Origin of the sequence: Kitasatospora phosalacinea (assembly GCF_000716545.1) — a bacterium.
Classification (GTDB): domain Bacteria; phylum Actinomycetota; class Actinomycetes; order Streptomycetales; family Streptomycetaceae; genus Kitasatospora; species Kitasatospora phosalacinea.
In genome coordinates this window covers 21,723-37,742 of the sequence record NZ_JNWZ01000001.1, presented here as the reverse complement: position 1 = coordinate 37,742, position 16,020 = coordinate 21,723, and the positions used below count along the sequence as shown (strand labels likewise).

Here is a 16,020-nt window from a genome sequence, read left to right as displayed (position 1 = left end):
GTCCCGGTCCGCGCACTGGTCCCGGTTCGGGCCGGGGCCGGTAGAGTCGGCGCCCGATGACCGACGCGACGGTCCCCGGGCCGGCGCCGCGTGAGGAGTCCCCACGTGCTGATCACCCATGACACCGAGTGCGCGCTGAGCATCCTGGTGGAGCTGCTGAACACGGCGCCGGAGGCGTGCGGCAGCGAGCTGCTGCCCGACGTGGCGGCGCTGAGCGCGTTCGTGGTCCGGCAGGAGATCAGCGAGATCGACTCGCTCGGTCCGGCGGACCTGGCCGCCGTGCACGAGCTGCGCACCCGGCTGCGCGAGGTGTTCTCGGCCGGGTCGGTCGAGCGGGCTGCGGAGCTGGTGAACGCGCTGGTGGCGGCGGCCGGCACCACGCCCCGGCTGACCAACCACGACCACCACGGCTGGCACATCCACTACTTCGCCCCGCACGCCGCGGTCGGCCGGCACCTGGCCGCCGAGCTGGGCATGGCGCTGGCGTTCATCGTGATGGCGGGCGAGCTGGAGCGGCTGCGCCGCTGCGGGGCGCCGGGCTGCGCCCGGGTGTTCGTCGACCTGTCCCGCAACCGTTCGCGCCGCTACTGCGACAGTCGCACCTGCGGCAACCGGCTGCATGTGGCCGCGTACCGGGCCAGGCAGCGCTCGGCGGAGGCGGAGGCGGTACCGGCCCCGGGCCGCTGAGCCGGCGTTCGGCGGGGCGCTCCCGGCCTGGGAGACTTGGGGCATGAGCGATTCCTCCCCGTCCTCCCTGCCCCGCGTCGAGTTCTGGTGCGACCTGCTGTGCCCCGACTGCCGTACCGCGCTGGACGACGTCCGGGCGCTGCGGGAGCGGTTCGGCGACGCGCTGACCGTCGAGCTGCGGCACTTCCCGCTGGAGAAGCACAAGTACGCGTACCCGGCGGCCGAGGCGGCGGCGGAGGCGTTCGAGCAGGGGCGCGGCTGGGAGTTCGCGGAGGCGGTGCTGGAGCGGCTGGCTGACGTCGAGCGGGGCGGGGCGCCGGTGCTGGTGGAGATCGCCGCCGCGGTGGGCGTCGACCCGGACGAGGTGGACACCGCGCTGGTCGACGGGCGGCACATGCTCTGGGTCGACGCGGACGTGGCCGAGGGGCGGGCGATCGGGGTCCAGGGCACGCCGACGTACGTGGTGGCCGGGAAGCGGTTGGACGGCGGGCAGTCGCAGGAGGGCCTGCGGGAGCGGATCGTGGAGCTGCTGAACGGCTGAGGCCCGCCGGGCCCTCCCCGGGGGTCAGAGCAGGGGTTTGCTGAGCACGTACCGGGTGGTCCGGTAGCCGAGCGACTCGTACAGGCCGATCGCCACCCCGTTGTCGCGGAACACGTTCAGGCCGAGGTCGCGGACGCCGGTCCGCAGGCACTCGCGCTCGGCGATGCGCATCAGGGTGCGGCCGTGGCCCCGGCCGCGGTGCTCGGGGGCGACCTCGACCAGCATCACCCAGGCGAGCGGGCTGCCGTCGGGCAGCCGGCCCTGGTGGAGGGTGACCCAGATCGTGCCGAGGACGTGGCCGTCGGCGTCCAGCAGGTGGCGCAGCACGGTGCCGGCGGTGGAGAGGCCGACGGGGAGGGCCCGGCGGTGGTCGTTCTCGGCCCGGGCGGTGGCCTCGTCGGGGCCGAGGCCGGCGCCGATCAGCTCCCCGCGGTACCGGGCGACGGCGGCGCGCTGCCAGGCCGGGTACTCCTCGGGGGTGATCGGCCGGTCCGTGGATCCGCCCGGCTGGGGCGGGACTTGGTCGAGGCGCTTGCCGAGGTTGCGCATCTGCTCGGTGTAGCCGAGGGTCCGCGCGAGGCGGAGCGCGACGGGGGCCTCGACCGGGACGGTGACCTGGGCGCGGGCGCACCCCCAGTGGCGGAGCACTTCCTCGGCGGCCAGCACCGCGACGGTGGCGCGGCCGCGCAGGCGGTCCGGCTCGGCCACCTCCAGCTCGCAGATCTCCCCGGGGTACTGACCGCTGCGGCCCCACCCGTTGGTCCGCAGCCCCCCGACCCGGCGCCCGTTCACCATGATGTGCCAGCGCCGCGTCCGTCCGCCGCCGACGCCCGCCTCCTCGGGCCCGTCGGGCCGCAACGTGGTGGTCATGCCGTCTCCCTTTCCCGCCCCGGACCCTCTTCTATCCCCGCCCCGGCGCAGCCGGTTCCCCTCCTCAGACCGGGTCGCGGTCCTGCGCCGCCCGCTCCGCGAAGACCTCCATCGCCTTGCGCGTCACCGGGCCCACGCCGGGCAGCTCGCGGTCGTCGATCCGGGTGACGGCCTGCACGTCGCGGAGGGTGGAGGTGAGGAAGACCTCTTCGACTTCGGTGAGGGCTTCGAGGGGGAGGTCGGTCTCTTCGGCGCCGGTCCAGTCGAGGACGAGCCGGCGGGTGATGCCCGCCAGGCAGCCGGAGGCGAGGGCGGGGGTGAGGAGGCGGCCGCCGAGGACGAGGAAGACGTTGGAGCCGGTGCCCTCGCAGAGCCGTCCCGCGGTGTTGGCGAGGAGGGCTTCGCTGGCGCCGGCGCGGTGGGCGGCGGCGAGGGCGATGACGTTCTCGGCGTAGGAGGTGGTCTTGAGGCCGGTGACGGCGGAGTGTTCGTTGCGGCGCCAGGGGACGGTGACGACGGAGGTGGTCTCGGGGCGGGGGGCGGCGCTGCCGAGGGCCGCGATCAGGCTGGGGCCGGCGGTGCCGCGTTCGGAGCCGAGCGGGGAGGTGCCGCCGGTGTAGGTGATGCGCAGGCGGCCGAGCGGCAGCGGTTTGGCGGCGAGGACGGCGGCGCAGGCCTCGCGGACCTCGTCGTGGTCGGGGTCGGGGAGGCCGAGGCCGCGGGCGGAGCGGGTGAGGCGGTCGAGGTGCCGGGTGAGGGCGAAGGGTTCGCCGTTCTCGGTCTTGACCGTTTCGAAGACGCCGTCGCCGACGGTGAGTCCGTGGTCGAGGACGGAGAGTGCGGCGTCGTCCTCGGCGGTGAGTGTTCCGTTGACCCAGATCATCGGCGGGGTGCTCCTTCGGGTGTTTCGGGGGTGCCGGTGGAGGCTATCGCCACCAGTCGGGCGGCTTTGAGCTCGGTTTCCCGCCACTCGCGGTCGGGGTCGGAGTCCCAGGTGATTCCGGCGCCGGTGCCGAATTTCAGGACGGGGGCGCCGGTGGTGGGGCGTTCGATCCAGAAGGTGCGGATGCCGACGGCGAGTTCGGCTTCGCCGCGGTCGGCGTCGACCCAGCCGACGGCGCCGCAGTAGGGGCCGCGGGGGGCGGTTTCGAGGGCGCGGATGATGCGCAGGGCGCTGCTCTTGGGGGCGCCAGTGACGGATCCGGGCGGGAAGGTGGCGGCGAACAGGTCGGCCCAGCCGGCTCCGGGGCGCAGGGTGCCTTCGACGGTGGAGACGAGGTGCACCAGGCCGGGGTGCTTCTCGACGGCGCACAGGTCGGGGACGGTGACGGTGCCGGTCCCGCAGACCCGGCCGAGGTCGTTGCGGACCAGGTCGACGATCATCACGTTCTCGGCGTGGTCCTTGTCGAGCAGGTCGTGCTCGGTGCGGCCGGTGCCCTTGATCGGGCCGGAGCGGACGGTGCGGCCGCGGCGGGAGAGGTAGAGCTCGGGGGAGGCGGTGGCGATCTCGACGCCGTGCTCGGGGAGGCGGATCGTCCCCGCGTACGGGGCGGGGTTGTGGGCGGCGAGCAGGCCGGTGAGGGCGTCGACGTCGGTGCGGTCGGGGTCGGGCAGGGGTGCGCTCAGCACGCGGCAGAGGTTGGCCTGGTAGACCTCGCCGGCGGCGATGTGCTCGCGGATGCGGCGGACTCCGGCGCGGTAGGCGTCGGCGTCGAGGGAGCTGTGCCAGGAGGCGGGGGCGGGGCCGTGCCAGCGGTCGGTGGCGGGCGGGGCCGGGTCGGGGCGGACGTCGGCGAAGCGGGCGCAGGTGAGGCGGCCTTCGAAGTCGTGGGCGACGGCCCAGAGTCCGCCGCGTTCGAGGGCGGCCGGGTCGTGGGTGACTTCGCGCAGCCCGGTGGCGAGGCGGCCGGCGAAGCGGGCCATCGGCTGGTGGGGGCTGAGCGGCGGGGTGCGGCCGGACACGGTTCTCCTGCGCGGATGTTCGGTGCTGCCCGCTGCCGGTGCCGGGTCGGGTGCCGGTTGCGCACGGGCGCGGGGCGGGCCCCGGGGGATCGCCCCGGTACCGGAAAGTCTAGGTCGGGGGCGTGTCGGAACGTCCGGAGCGGGCGGGGCGGTTCGGTGCGCGACGGTCACCCCCGCGCCACGCTGCGGGAACGGATTTTTCAGCTGGGCCGGGGATCCGCTAGAGTTCAACACGTCGCCAGGGAGCGCAGCCGGGGAAACCGGGGGCGGGCCGGGCAGACAGGCGGACGTGGCTCAGTTGGTAGAGCATCACCTTGCCAAGGTGAGGGTCGCGAGTTCGAATCTCGTCGTCCGCTCGATGGGGAACGGGTAAGATCGTTCTCCAGGAGTTCAGAAGTTGCCTGGTGGAGTGGCCGAGAGGCGAGGCAACGGCCTGCAAAGCCGTGTACACGGGTTCAAATCCCGTCTCCACCTCCAAGAGGTTCCTTCCGGTTTCGACCGGAGGTCCTCCCCGCGCGATTAGCTCAGCGGGAGAGCACTACCTTGACACGGTAGGGGTCACTGGTTCAATCCCAGTATCGCGCACTGGTCTTCGGATCCCGGTCCTTCGGATCGACCCGCGCGATTAGCTCAGCGGGAGAGCACTACCTTGACACGGTAGGGGTCACTGGTTCAATCCCAGTATCGCGCACTCAGGCTTCCCACCTGCGGGATTCCTGGCGCACCCGCGCGATTAGCTCAGCGGGAGAGCACTACCTTGACACGGTAGGGGTCACTGGTTCAATCCCAGTATCGCGCACCACTGTTGAGAGCCGCAGTCCGATCCGGACTGCGGCTCTCGGCGTTTCCGAGGGCGGTGCTGTCCGGCCGTGGCGTTGTCCGGTCGTGGTGTCGTCCGGTCGCGGCGTTTCCGCGCGGCTCGGGAAACGGTGGTGGCCGGGAACGGCACGCCCTCACCGACGTGTCGTTCCCGGCCATCCGGTGGGCCGGAGCTGCAGCCTGTGCCACTCACGCTGTCCGTCCACGACGGTGAGGGCGGCTCCGGCCGGCGATGACCCCTACCCCATGAGGGGGTCAGCGCCCGATCAGGTCGGCGACCGCTTTGGTCTGGGTCGCCAGTTGGTCCCACGCCCCGAACAGGGCCAGCAGCAGGACGGCGCAGGGCAGGACGATGGCGAGCGCGACGACCGGGTGCCGGGTCTCCGTGGCGGGGAGGTGGCGGCGGCGAAGGGCTCTGCTGAGCGGTGCCATGGTGTGCTGGGCTCCTGCCGGGCTGGTGCTGCGGGTCGGGGTCGGGTCGGGTGGAACGGGGTTGGCGCGGGGGCGGTTTCTCGGGGGACGAGCGGGCCCGCCCTCGCTGTGAACAACCGTATGCGGGAGGGCTGTCCGCTTCGTCATGCCCGCGTACCGTTCCGATCGCCTCCGCTGGGATGAGGAGCGGCGCGGCGGCGTACTCCTGGAGGCGGAGACGGGGGTACCGGTACCCCTGAAGCAGCCTGGGGGTCGTCCCTTGGGGGCGGGCGGAGCGGCGCCGGAGCCGGCGCGGGCGGCGGTGCGGGGGCGGGCTCCTGACGGGGGGTCGGGGACGGGCGGGTCGGTTCGGGTGCGGATCGCCGCCGTCGGGGGCGGGCGGTGGGGCGTCCCGGGCGCGGGGCCGGGCTCCGATCGGACAATCCGACCGGCGGTTCGCGTGTTGCGTGTCGACGCGGGGCCGCTACCTGTCCGTAAGCTGTCCCGAGACGGTTGTCTGACGGCGCCCCACATCGGACGGGGCCTCACCCCGCAGGCTGACGGAACGGAAACGGGTACGGGCGGATGGCAATGATGCGGCTGAGGCGTGAGGACCCCCGCATCGTCGGCCCGTACCGGCTGCACCGGCGGCTGGGCGCCGGCGGGATGGGCGTGGTGTACCTGGGCTCCGACCGCCGGGGGCAGCGGGTCGCGCTGAAGCTGATCCGGGCCGAGCTGGCCGAGGACGCCGAGTTCCGCACCCGGTTCGCCCGGGAGATCGCCGCCGCCTCGCGGATCCGCGGCGGCTGCACGGCCCGGGTGGTGGGCTCCGACATCGAGGCGGACCGGCCCTGGCTGGCCACCGCGTACGTGCCCGGGCCCTCGCTGTACAAGCAGGTCTCCGAGGAGGGGCCGCTGGCCTGGCCGGACGCGGCGCGGATCGGCTCGGCGCTGGCCGACGGGCTGGTGAAGGTGCACGAGGCCGGGGTGGTGCACCGGGACCTGAAGCCGTCGAACATCCTGCTCTCCCCCAAGGGCCCGCGGATCATCGACTTCGGCATCGCCTGGTCGCGCGGCGCCTCCACGCTCACCCACGTCGGCACGGCGGTCGGCTCGCCCGGCTTCCTGGCGCCCGAGCAGGTGCGCGGCGCGGCCGTCACGCCCGCCACCGACGTGTTCGCCTTCGGAGCGACGCTGGCGTTCGCGCTGACCGGGGAGTCTCCGTTCGGGTCGGGCGCCTCGTCCGAGGTGATGCTGTACCGGGTGGTGCACGAGGAGCCGGACCTGACCGGCATCCCGCCGGTGCTGGCGCCGCTGGTGGGCGCCTGCCTGGCCAAGGAGCCCTCCGAGCGGCCGCCGGCGGCGGCGCTGCACGAGCGGCTGAGCGAGCTGGCGGCACGCGGCGGCGGGCGGTCCGGCCGGGCGGCGGCCGCGCGGGTGGACGAGGCGCGGGCCCCGGCGGCGCCCGCCGAGGAGGCGCACGGCGCCCAGGCGCGTCCCCCGGCCCGGCCGGGCGCGGTGCGCGGCGCCCAGGCGGGCCTGCGGCCGGACGCGGCAGCGGGCGGGCGTCCGGCGGCCGGTGGCCGCCCGGCGGTGAAGGCGGAGGGTGCGGCGGGGGTCGGCGGGCGCCCGGCGGTGGCCACCCCGGCGATGCCCCGGCAGGAGGCGGCGCGGGCGGACGGCCGCCCCGGCGGGCCCGGCGTGCGGCGCCCGGCCCGGGACGGGGACACCGTCCGGGAGCGGCGCCCCGCGCCCCCCGGGCGGGAGCGCACCCCGGTGCCCGGCCGGGACCGCACTCCCCCGCCCGGGCGCGGCCCGCACACCCTGGGCGGGCGGCCGACGCCCCGGCAGCGGCTGCTGCGGCAGCGGCTGGTGGTGTTCGTGACCGTCACCCTGGGCGTGGCGCTGGCCATCGCCGTCGCGCAGGGCTGCGAGAACCGGGACGCGCAGGGCCTGGGCCGGCGGCCCGCCGGGGTGGTGACCGCCCCCGTCGAGCCGGCCAGCGGGACGACGCTGTCGGTGGACGGCGCGAAGGCCGCCGGGCACGGCGACACCGGGCTGGCGCCGTCCTTCGGCGCCCCGCCGCAGGTCGACTGGCCCAACCTGAGCTACCCCGACCCTTCGGGCGGCCCGGCGATCCGGCTGCGCGACGGGCGCTCCACCGAGACCGGGCCGCCGGTCTCGCTCGCCGCGGTGCTGCCCGCCCGCTACCGGGACGCGCAGGCCGCCCTGGTGGTGCTGCGCCGCCTGGAGGGCGCGGTGCCGGTCGACCTGGTGCAGCTGTACGGCTTCACCGGCGGTGCCCCCGTCCTGCTCGCGGACCGGGCCTCGGCCGCCAACCCGGAGGCGGGCGCGGTGTGGCGGGTGGAGAACGGCGCGCTGATCCGCGAGGAGCGGGTCGACCGGACGGGCGCGGTCTCCTCCACCCGCTACACCGTCCGCCCGGACGGCGGCCTGGAGGAGTCCTGGCCGGGCACGGGCGTCTCGGGCTCGGCGGGCTGAGGCTCGACGCGCCGCATGGGCGGCTGTCCGGGCAGCGGCGCGTCCCCGAGGTGTCGTGCGCTCTCAGGTGGACGCCCCCTTCCCCGCCCGGGCAGGCCCGTCACAGCTCGGCGGGGGTGTGGTCGCACTGGGCGAGCTGCTTGCGCACCCGGGGCGCCGGATCGGCGGTGAGCCGTTCGAACAGGCCGCGTTCGTCGGGAGTGGCGGAGACGACCAGTGCGGTCCGGACGCCCGGATCGGGGTGGGTGGCGAGGCGGTGGCGCACCTGCGGCGGCGGGGGGGCGGCACGGTCGGCATGGCGGGGAGGCTACCGGAGGGTGTCCGGGTGGCGGTGACGGCTTGTCAGTACGGAGCGGCAGCATGGGCCGCATGATGTGGACGACCGACGCGATGCACGTCGCGTACTGCCAGTACTTCCTGTACGGACCGGAGCTGCCGGACGGCTGGGACGCGCACGCGCTGGACCGGCTGTTCCACGGGAACGGGGTGGCGGCGGGCTGCCCGGACCACCTGACGGTGCTGTGCGGCACGCACACCGGGCTGATCCGGCTGGGGGTGGAGCGCTGCGCGCAGCGGCCGCCGGAGCCGGGGCCGGAGTGGGAGAGCGTGGTGGAGCTGTCCCTGCACAGCAGCGGTGAGCTGCGACTGCGCGCCTGGGACGGGGTGGACGTCGCCGGGCCGGGGAACCTGGCGCACGCCGGGCCGGGCTGGTACCGGGTGCGGGTGCAGACCCGCGGGCGGGACCGCGGGCGGGAGGCGGACACCGCGGCCCGCCCGCTGGAGGAGCACCGGTTGGCGGTGTGGCCCGCTCCCCCGGCACCGGACCTGGTGCTGCGGGTCGGCGACCTGACCGGCCGCCGGCACCACGATCCGCGGCGGCCGGCGCCGCAGCCGATCAGCCCGCCGGCGGCGCGCCGGGCGGCGTGAGGGCCGCCGGGTCAGAAGCGGTCGGGGCCCGACCAGCTGTACCAGCCGTCGCCGAGCTCGGTCCAGTACGTGACGGACTCGCCGACGGGGGTGCCGTGCGGGAAGTAGGCGTAGCCGTGCGGGGCGAAGACGCCGGTGCCCGCGACGGTGAAGGTGGCGCCACCGCCGACGAGTTCGGTGCGTTCCAGGCGGTAGCCGGCCACCCAGGCGGGGGCGGTGTCGCCGGTGGCGAGGGCGTGTTCGGCGTGGGCGGTGAGGGCGGGGCGGGTGGCGGCGAAGCGGGCGTCGGCGGGGACGTCGTAGTGGACCAGCAGGGCGCCGGTGGCGAGCAGCAGCGGTGCGGCGGCCCAGCGCCCCTGGCCGAGCGGGCGGGTGGCGGTGCGGCGGGCCCGGGAGGTCCGGTGCCGGAGCAGCCGGCCGACGGGGAGGGCGAGCAGGGTGAGGGCGCCGAGGCCGAGCAGCCCGGAGTCCGCGCCGGGCAGGCCCGCACCTACGCCCACGCCCACGCCCAGTAGGACGGCCGCGACGCCGAGGGCGCAGCAGAGCCGGGCGCTGTTGCCGGGGCGGGACGGGCACTTGAGGCGCTTGAGGTGCTTGAGGCGCTCGCGGTGGCGGATCGCCAGTAGCGCGGCCGGCAGGCCGACGACCAGCAGCAGCGGGACGGCGAACGGGGGGACCAGCATGTCCAGGGCGGTCCAGAGGAACCCGCCGAGGACGAACGCCAGCGCCAGGGGGTCGTGCACCACGCCGTACGGCACGCCCAGCGGCAGCGCGAGCAGGGCCGCCACGGCGAGGGGGGCCCGGTGGCCGGGGCGCCGGGCGAGGCGGCGGAGCCGGGCGACGAGCCGGTGCCGCAGATCGGTGATCACACCGCACTGTCTACCGGACGGCACGGCCCGGACGGAAGCCGAACGACCCGTCGAGCACCGGATAATGGTGCCGTCGTGCGCCGGTCCGGCGGCGGTGCGGAACGAACCGGGAGAGGTGGCGGGAGCGGTGGCCCTGGTGGAGGGTGAGCGCGTCAGGCTGGTCGAGGACCTGGCGCTGGGCGGGGCGTCCGCCGGGGAGGACGGCCCGGCGGTCGGCTTCCTGCTGCTGGGCGCGGGCGTCGAGGGCACGGTCGTCCGGGTCACCGGGGAGCTGCCGCCGCCCGAGGAGGTCCGCGAGTACGAGCGGCTGCGGGCCCTGTTCGAGGACTACGGGCACACCATGCCCGCGGAGAGCCTGCGCCGGCTGGAGGCGCAGCTCGCCGAACTGGAGCCGCACTGGCGGGAGTTCCGGGCGCAGGGGCCGCGCAGCTCGGTGCGCGTCCGGTTCGACAACGGCTTCGTGCTGGACGACGCGGACGCGGCGGTGTTCACCGCCCGCTGAGCGCGGGCCGTCCGGTCAGCCGTGGTTGACGGCGTAGAAGGCGATGGCGGCGGCCGCACCGACGTTCAGCGAGTCGATTCCGTGGGCCATCGGGATGCGCACCCGCTGGCCGGCGGCGGCCAGCGCCTTCGGGGTCAGGCCGTCGCCCTCGGCGCCGAGCATCAGCGCGGCCTTCGGGAGCAGGTGCGGGCGGGCCTTGGTGAAGTCCTCCGCGCCGGAGGGCGTCAGCGCCAGCAGTTCGAACCCGGCCTCCCGCACGGCGCCGAGCGCCTCAGGCCACGGGTCGAGCCGGGCGTACGGGACGGAGAAGACCGCGCCCATCGAGGTCTTGACGGCCCGCCGGTACAGCGGGTCGGCGCAGTCCGGCGAGAGCAGGACCGCGTCCATGCCGAGCGCGGCCGCGGAACGGAAGATCGCCCCGAGGTTGGTGTGGTCGACCAGCCCTTCCAGGACGGCCACCCGGCGGGCTCCGGCGAGCACCTCGGGCGCGGTGGGCAGCGGCTTGCGCTCCATCGAGGCGAGCGCGCCCCGGTGCACGTGGTAGCCGGTGACCCGCTCGGCGAGCGCGGGCTCGACCAGGTGGACGGGCGCGTCGGCGTCCGCGATCACGTCCGCCATCACGCCCAGCCACTTGGCGGTCAGCAGCATCGACCGCATCCGGAACCCGGCGGCGAGCGCCCGCCGGATCACCTTCTCCCCCTCGGCGATGAACAGCCCCTCGGCGGGCTCCCGGCGGCGCCGCAGTTCGACGTCGGTCAGGTCGGTGTAGTCGCTCAGCCGGGGGTCGGCGGCGTCGGTGACGGTGAGAGGCTCGGACACCGGACGATTTTCGCACGTCGGAGGAGGGACCGGGGGCCCGGGGAACGGCGGGGCCCGGGCCCCCGGTGGTGCGTGCCTAGGGGTGGAGGACGCCGACCACGTCGCCGATGACGATGACCGCCGGGGGCTTGATCCCCTCCGCGGCGACCGTCTCGCCGATGGTGGCGAGGGTGGCGTCGACGCGGCGCTGGGCGGCGGTGGTGCCCTCCTGGACCACGGCGACGGGGGTGTCGGCGGCCCGGCCGTGGGTGATGAGTTCGGCGGCGATCGCGCCGATCTTGTCGACGGCCATCAGCAGGACCAGGGTGCCGGTCATCCCCGCGACGGCCGCCCAGTTGGTGAGGGAGCGGTCGCCGGGGCCGACGTGGCCGGAGATGACGGTGAACTCGTGGGTGAGGCCGCGGTGGGTGACCGGGATGCCGGCGGCCGCGGGGACGCTGATCGAGGAGGAGATGCCGGGGACGACGGTGACCGGGACGCCGGCCTCGACGCAGGCGAGCAGTTCCTCGCCGCCGCGACCGAAGACGTACGGGTCGCCGCCCTTGAGGCGGACCACGAACTTGCCGGCCTTGGCGTGCTCGATCAGCGTCCGGTTGATCGCCTCCTGGGCCATGTAGCGGCCGTAGGGGATCTTGGAGGCGTCGATCACCTCGACGTGCGGGGGCAGTTCGGCGAGCAGTTCGCGCGGCGCGAGGCGGTCGGCGACGACCACGTCGGCGTCGGCGAGCAGCCGGCGGCCGCGGACGGTGATCAGGTCGGGGTCGCCGGGCCCGCCGCCGACCAGGGCGACGCCGGCGTCCCGGGCCCGGTACTGGCGGGCGGCGAGGGAGCCGTCGCGCAGGCCGGCCACGATGGAGTCGCGCAGGGCGGCGGAGTGCCGGGGGTCTCCGGTGAGGACGGCGACGGTGGCGCCGGAGTCGTGGCCGGAGGCGGGCGTCCAGGCGGTGGCGGCGGAGGCGTCGTCGCTGCGGGAGCAGAACACCCGCAGGCGCTCGGCCTCGGCGGAGACGGCGGTGTTGACCGCCGGGTCGTCGGTGGCGACCAGCGCGTACCAGGTGTCGGCGAGGTCGCCGTCCGCGTAGGGGCGCCGGTGCCAGGTGAGTTCACCGGCGTCGGCCATCGCGGAGACGGCGGGGGTGGTGGCCGGGGATATCAGGTGGATGTCGGCGCCGGCGGCGATCAGCGCGGGCAGCCGGCGCTGGGCGACCTGCCCGCCGCCGATGACGACGACGCGGCGGCCGGCGAGCAGCAGCCCGACGGGGTACGGGGTGAGGCCCTGGGTGGACGGGTGGGGCGCGGGCGCGGTCATGAGGGGAGCTCCTGGGTGGGCGGCGGTACTGGGGGGCTGCCCTGTGCCGGCGCGCCCTTGAGCCGGTACGGGTTCGGCGGGGCGGCCGCCCCCTCGCACTGCGGGGGCGGCCGGTGCCTGCGGGTCAGGCCTTCTCGGTGACTCCGGCGGAGTCGAAGGTGGCTACATCGTGCATCGCCCGGGCGGCGCTCTGCACCAGCGGGAGGGCCAGCAGGGCGCCGGTGCCCTCGCCGAGCCGCAGGTCGAGGTCGATCAGCGGGCGCAGGCCCAGCTTGGCGAGCGCGATCTGGTGGCCGGGCTCGGCGGAGCGGTGACCGGCGATGCAGGCGGCCAGCACCTCGGGGGCGATCGCCTTGGCGACCAGGGCGGCCGAGCCGGCGATCACGCCGTCCAGGATCACCGGGACGCGCAGCGAGGCCGCGCCGAGCAGGAAGCCGGCGATCGCGGCGTGCTCCAGGCCGCCGACGGCCGACAGCACGCCGATCGGGTCGGCCGGGTCGGGCTTGTGCAGGTCGAGGGCCTGCCGGACCACCTCGACCTTGCGGGCGTGGGTCTCGTCGTCGATGCCGGTGCCGCGACCGGTCACCTCGGCCGGGTCGGTCTCGGTGAAGACCGAGATCAGCGCGGCGGAGGCGGTGGTGTTGGCGATGCCCATGTCGCCGGTGATCAGCACCTTGTTGCCGGCCGCGACCAGGTCGCGGGCGGTCTCGATGCCGACCTCGACCGCGCGCAGCGCCTCGTCCCGGCTCATCGCCGGACCCTGCGTCATGTCGTCGGTGCCGGGCTTGACCTTGCGCGGCAGCAGGCCGGTGGTGCGGCCCTGCTGGATGGCGTCCGGCAGTTCGGCGGCCACGCCGACGTCGACCACGCACACCTCGGTGCCGACCTGCGCGGCGAAGGCGTTGACCACCGCGCCGCCGGCCAGGAAGTTGCCGACCATCTGCGCGGTGACCTCCTGCGGCCACGGGGTGACGCCCTGGGCGTGCACGCCGTGGTCGCCGGCGAAGACCGCCACGCAGCCGGGCTCGGGGACCGGCGGCGGGCACTGCCGGGCCAGGCCGGACAGCTGGGCCGCGATCATCTCCAGCACGCCGAGCGAACCGGCGGGCTTGGTCATCCGCTTCTGCCGGTCCCACGCCTCGCCGAGCGCCTTGGCGTCCAGCGGGCGGATGCCGCGCAGGGTGTCGGACAGCAGGTCGTGCGGCTCCTCGCCGGGCAGCGCGCGGTTGCCGTACTGCTCCTCGTGCACCACCCAGGACAGCGGGCGCTTCTTCGCCCAGCCCTGCTGCTGCAGCTCCGGCTCGTCCGGGAACGCGTCCACGTAGCCGACGCACAGGTAGGCGACGACCTCCAGGTGCTCGGGCAGGCCGAGTTCGCGGACCAGCTCCTCCTCGTCGAAGAAGCTCACCCAGCCGACGCCCAGGCCCTCGGCGCGGGCCGCCAGCCACAGGTTCTCCACCGCCAGCGCGGCCGAGTACGGGGCCATCTGCGGCTGGGTGTGCCGGCCCAGGGTGTGCCGGCCGCCGCGGGTGCGGTCGGCGGTCACCACGATGTTGACCGGCGTCTCGACGATCGCCTCGATCTTGATTTCCTTGAACTGCTTCGCCCGGCCCTTGGGCAGCGAGTCCGCGTACGCCTCGCGCTGGCGCTCGGCCAGTTCGTGCATCTTCCGGCGGGTCTTCGCGGAGCGGATCACCACGAAGTCCCACGGCTGCGAGTAGCCGACGCTCGGTGCGGTGTGCGCCGCCTCCAGCACCCGGATCAGCACCTCGTGCGGGATCGCGTCCGGCCGGAAGCCGTTGCGGATGTCGCGGCGCTCCCGGATCACCTGGTGGACGGCCTCCCGGCCGACCTCGTCGTAGCCGGGCGCGGCGGGCGGACGCTCCTCCCCCGCGACGGACTCGGCTTCGGCAGCGGGCTCGGCTTCGGCAGCGGGCTCGGGCTCGGCGACGGGCTCGGCTTCGGCGGCGGGGGCGGCGTCGGTTTCGGCAGCGGGGGCGGCCTCGGGCTGGGCCTCGGGCTCGGGCTCGGCCTCGACGGTCGGGGTCTCGGGCTGCTCGGCCACCGGCTCGGCGGCAGGCGCGACCTCGGCTTCGGGCCGGGGGTCTTCGGCGGGCTCGGCGGCGACGGCCGCGGGCTGTTCGGCCGACTGCGGCTCCGGCTCGGCGGCGGGCTCCGCGACGGACTCCGCTTCGGCGGCGGGCGCGGCCTCCGGCTCGACGGCCGGCGCCTCGACCTGCTGGGGCTGCTCGGGCTGCTCGACCTGCTCGACCTGCTCGGCCACCGGCTCCGCGACGGGCGTCTCGGGGGTCTGCGCGACCGGCTCCTCGGCGGCGGCCGGAGCCTCCGGCTCCAGCAGCGGCAGGCCGGCGGGGGCGGCCAGGAAGGCGGAGATGCGCCGGTGCGCGCCCCGGCCGGACGACTTCGCGGCCTGCTCGGGGATCGGCGCAGCGGCGGCCTCGCCGCTCACCGTCCCGGCGTTCGCGGCCTCGGCCTCGGGCTGCGCGGTCTCCGCCTCGGCGGGCGCGGGCTGCTCGGCCTCGGCCGACGGTGCGTCAACGGCTTCGACTGCCACGGCGGCGGTCTCGGACGTCTCGGCGGCGGGTGCGGCGGGCTCCACCGACGGCGCGGCGGCCTGCTGCCCGGCGGCCGGTTCGACGGGCTCGACGAACACCGGGACCAGGTTCGCGGCGGGCGCGGCTTCGGGCGCGGCTTCGGAGGCCGGTTCGGCCACCGCGGCGGCCACCGCCTCGGCCACGATCGCCGGAGCCGCCACGGCCTGCGCCACCGGCTCCACGGGCTCCACTGGCTCGGCGGCGACCGGCGCGACGGGCTCCGCCGCCACCGGTTCGGCGACGGCCGCGGCGGCCTCGACCACCTGCGGCTGCACGGGCGCGGGCACCTGGACGACCGGGGTCTGCACCGCGACCGGCGCCGGCACGCCGTGCACGGGCGTACCGGCCGGCACCTGCTGCACCGGGGCCTGCTGCACCGGGGCCTGCGCCTGGAGCGGCTGCACCTGCGGCGCCGCCTCGGCGGCCGACACCGGCACCCCGTACGCGGGCGTGCCGCCGGGGGCGGACGGGCCGCGGTCGGCGAGGGAGCGGACGGGGACGTGACCGGTCATCAGGGACGGGTCGGGGATCGGCGGTCCGGCGTGCAGCGGGCGGCGCGGCTGCGGCGGCGCGGGCTGCTGGACGGCGGCGGGGGCGGGCTGGACCGGCGGGGAGCCGAGGTGCAGGGTGCCGCTGCCGCCCGCCCCATCGGCGGGCGCCTCGGCGCTCTCCGCCGTCGGCGCGGCCTCCGCCGGCGCGGCCTCGGCCGGTGCGCCCTCGGCCGGGACGGCCGCGATCGGAGCGGTCTCGGCCTGGACGGCCCGGGCGGCCTCGGCCGGCACCAGCGGCGTGGGCTCGGCGGGCACCGCGACGGTGAGCAGGGGGGGCGCGAGCGGCGGCCAGGACGGCGCGACGGGCGTGCCGGGCGGCTGTTCGCCGACGACGGCCTCGACGCCCTGCGCGGCTTCGCCCCAGGCGGTCTGCGGGCCGGGCATCAACAGGACGTCGTCCTCCTCCTCGCCGTCGGGCTGGTCGAGGAAGGTGTACGCGGGCCGCTGGTCGCCGTGCCAGGGCCCGGCGGGCGCGGCGGGCTGGAGGGGCGCGCCGAGGTGGGGCTCCGGGACGGGTCCGCCGGGCCCGGGTTCGGGCGCGAGGGGACCGGCACTGGGGGCGTGGCCGCCGTCGGTCATGTCAATGCTCCTTCCAGGCCGCTTGCGCGTCCTCGGCGAGGTCCCCGAAGGCCCCGC

General features: G+C 76.1%; 14 protein-coding genes and 5 tRNA genes. 10 read left to right on the top strand and 9 right to left on the bottom strand.

The features are described 5' to 3' along the window. Window positions 1-105 precede the first annotated feature (105 nt). Together OO48_RS00185 and OO48_RS00180 are read left to right on the top strand one after the other, a co-directional pair. Window positions 106-687 carry a CGNR zinc finger domain-containing protein gene (locus OO48_RS00185; protein WP_033211538.1) on the top strand — a complete coding sequence of 194 codons (582 nt, stop codon included), beginning with the start codon at window positions 106-108 and terminating at the stop codon, window positions 685-687. A 43-nt stretch (window positions 688-730) separates the two neighbouring features. After that, window positions 731-1,228 carry a DsbA family protein gene (locus OO48_RS00180; RefSeq protein WP_033211533.1) on the top strand — a complete coding sequence of 166 codons (498 nt, stop codon included), beginning with the start codon at window positions 731-733 and terminating at the stop codon, window positions 1,226-1,228. A gap of 24 nt (window positions 1,229-1,252) precedes the next feature. Here the strand turns inward: OO48_RS00180 and OO48_RS00175 are convergent, their stop codons facing one another. The 3 genes from OO48_RS00175 to OO48_RS00165 all read right to left on the bottom strand — a co-directional run bounded on the left by OO48_RS00175 (window position 1,253) and on the right by OO48_RS00165 (window position 4,021). After that, the gene (locus OO48_RS00175) at window positions 1,253-2,098 is read right to left on the bottom strand and encodes a GNAT family N-acetyltransferase (protein ID WP_033211531.1); all 846 of its coding nucleotides are present in this window, start codon (window positions 2,096-2,098) and stop codon (window positions 1,253-1,255) included. A gap of 64 nt (window positions 2,099-2,162) precedes the next feature. Continuing rightward, window positions 2,163-2,981, bottom strand: a complete 819-nt coding sequence (locus OO48_RS00170) for an aminotransferase class IV (protein WP_033211530.1) — start codon at window positions 2,979-2,981, stop codon at window positions 2,163-2,165. Then, a complete protein-coding gene (locus tag OO48_RS00165; protein WP_033211813.1) occupies window positions 2,978-4,021 on the bottom strand; it encodes a chorismate-binding protein in 1,044 nt (347 codons plus the stop codon). Before OO48_RS00165 ends, OO48_RS00170 begins: the two co-directional genes overlap by 4 nt. A 322-nt stretch (window positions 4,022-4,343) precedes the next feature. Between OO48_RS00165 and OO48_RS00160 the strand changes: the two genes are divergently transcribed. The 5 genes from OO48_RS00160 to OO48_RS00140 all read left to right on the top strand — a co-directional run bounded on the left by OO48_RS00160 (window position 4,344) and on the right by OO48_RS00140 (window position 4,862). Then, window positions 4,344-4,416 (top strand) — tRNA-Gly (locus OO48_RS00160). Window positions 4,417-4,463: 47 nt separating this feature from the next. Beyond that, a tRNA-Cys gene (locus OO48_RS00155) sits at window positions 4,464-4,537 on the top strand. A gap of 36 nt (window positions 4,538-4,573) precedes the next feature. Continuing rightward, a tRNA-Val gene (locus OO48_RS00150) sits at window positions 4,574-4,645 on the top strand. 34 nt (window positions 4,646-4,679) lie between these two features. Next, window positions 4,680-4,751: transfer RNA gene (locus tag OO48_RS00145), tRNA-Val, on the top strand. A 36-nt stretch (window positions 4,752-4,787) separates the two neighbouring features. After that, window positions 4,788-4,862 (top strand) — tRNA-Val (locus tag OO48_RS00140). A 272-nt stretch (window positions 4,863-5,134) separates the two neighbouring features. On the opposite strand, the gene OO48_RS38000 is transcribed toward OO48_RS00140, so the two are convergent. Continuing rightward, on the bottom strand, window positions 5,135-5,311 hold the full coding sequence (locus tag OO48_RS38000; protein ID WP_014134612.1) for a hypothetical protein: 177 nt from the start codon (window positions 5,309-5,311) through the stop codon (window positions 5,135-5,137). A gap of 573 nt (window positions 5,312-5,884) precedes the next feature. Here OO48_RS38000 and OO48_RS00135 point away from each other — a divergent pair. Then, window positions 5,885-7,792, top strand: coding sequence for a serine/threonine-protein kinase (locus OO48_RS00135; protein ID WP_425338498.1), 1,908 nt, complete (start codon window positions 5,885-5,887; stop codon window positions 7,790-7,792). Window positions 7,793-7,892: 100 nt separating this feature from the next. Here OO48_RS00135 and OO48_RS37995 read toward each other — a convergent pair whose 3' ends face one another. Beyond that, window positions 7,893-8,057, bottom strand: coding sequence for a hypothetical protein (locus tag OO48_RS37995; protein WP_157845350.1), 165 nt, complete (start codon window positions 8,055-8,057; stop codon window positions 7,893-7,895). Between the two features lie 95 nt (window positions 8,058-8,152). Between OO48_RS37995 and OO48_RS34775 the strand changes: the two genes are divergently transcribed. Beyond that, on the top strand, window positions 8,153-8,719 hold the full coding sequence (locus tag OO48_RS34775) for a hypothetical protein (protein ID WP_051731558.1): 567 nt from the start codon (window positions 8,153-8,155) through the stop codon (window positions 8,717-8,719). Window positions 8,720-8,730: 11 nt separating this feature from the next. On the opposite strand, the gene OO48_RS40525 is transcribed toward OO48_RS34775, so the two are convergent. After that, window positions 8,731-9,588 carry a hypothetical protein gene (locus tag OO48_RS40525; protein WP_033211529.1) on the bottom strand — a complete coding sequence of 286 codons (858 nt, stop codon included), beginning with the start codon at window positions 9,586-9,588 and terminating at the stop codon, window positions 8,731-8,733. Window positions 9,589-9,715: 127 nt separating this feature from the next. Here OO48_RS40525 and OO48_RS00120 point away from each other — a divergent pair, with 127 nt between their 5' ends. Beyond that, the gene (locus OO48_RS00120) at window positions 9,716-10,090 is read left to right on the top strand and encodes a hypothetical protein (protein WP_033211807.1); all 375 of its coding nucleotides are present in this window, start codon (window positions 9,716-9,718) and stop codon (window positions 10,088-10,090) included. 15 nt (window positions 10,091-10,105) lie between these two features. Here OO48_RS00120 and OO48_RS00115 read toward each other — a convergent pair whose 3' ends face one another. The 3 genes from OO48_RS00115 to cobT all read right to left on the bottom strand — a co-directional run bounded on the left by OO48_RS00115 (window position 10,106) and on the right by cobT (window position 15,963). Then, window positions 10,106-10,909, bottom strand: a complete 804-nt coding sequence (locus OO48_RS00115) for a TrmH family RNA methyltransferase (protein WP_033211528.1) — start codon at window positions 10,907-10,909, stop codon at window positions 10,106-10,108. 76 nt (window positions 10,910-10,985) lie between these two features. Continuing rightward, entirely contained in the window at window positions 10,986-12,218 is a 1,233-nt protein-coding gene (cobA, locus tag OO48_RS00110) for a uroporphyrinogen-III C-methyltransferase (protein WP_051731557.1), read from the bottom strand. Window positions 12,219-12,342: 124 nt separating this feature from the next. Continuing rightward, window positions 12,343-15,963: a nicotinate-nucleotide--dimethylbenzimidazole phosphoribosyltransferase gene (gene cobT, locus OO48_RS00105; RefSeq protein ID WP_081951825.1), complete on the bottom strand. Its 3,621-nt coding sequence runs from the start codon at window positions 15,961-15,963 to the stop codon at window positions 12,343-12,345. Window positions 15,964-16,020: the final 57 nt, after the last annotated feature.

Coding starts and splice junctions, on each gene's coding strand:
- OO48_RS00180 (WP_033211533.1), top strand. CDS start 731: ATGAGCGATTCCTCCCCGTCCTCCCTGCCCCGCGTCGAGTTCTGGTGC.
- OO48_RS00175 (WP_033211531.1), bottom strand. CDS start 2,098: ATGACCACCACGTTGCGGCCCGACGGGCCCGAGGAGGCGGGCGTCGGC.
- OO48_RS00170 (WP_033211530.1), bottom strand. CDS start 2,981: ATGATCTGGGTCAACGGAACACTCACCGCCGAGGACGACGCCGCACTC.
- OO48_RS00165 (WP_033211813.1), bottom strand. CDS start 4,021: ATGGCCCGCTTCGCCGGCCGCCTCGCCACCGGGCTGCGCGAAGTCACC.
- OO48_RS38000 (WP_014134612.1), bottom strand. CDS start 5,311: ATGGCACCGCTCAGCAGAGCCCTTCGCCGCCGCCACCTCCCCGCCACG.
- OO48_RS00135 (WP_425338498.1), top strand. CDS start 5,885: ATGCGGCTGAGGCGTGAGGACCCCCGCATCGTCGGCCCGTACCGGCTG.
- OO48_RS34775 (WP_051731558.1), top strand. CDS start 8,153: ATGGGCCGCATGATGTGGACGACCGACGCGATGCACGTCGCGTACTGC.
- cobA (WP_051731557.1), bottom strand. CDS start 12,218: ATGACCGCGCCCGCGCCCCACCCGTCCACCCAGGGCCTCACCCCGTAC.
- cobT (WP_081951825.1), bottom strand. CDS start 15,963: ATGACCGACGGCGGCCACGCCCCCAGTGCCGGTCCCCTCGCGCCCGAA.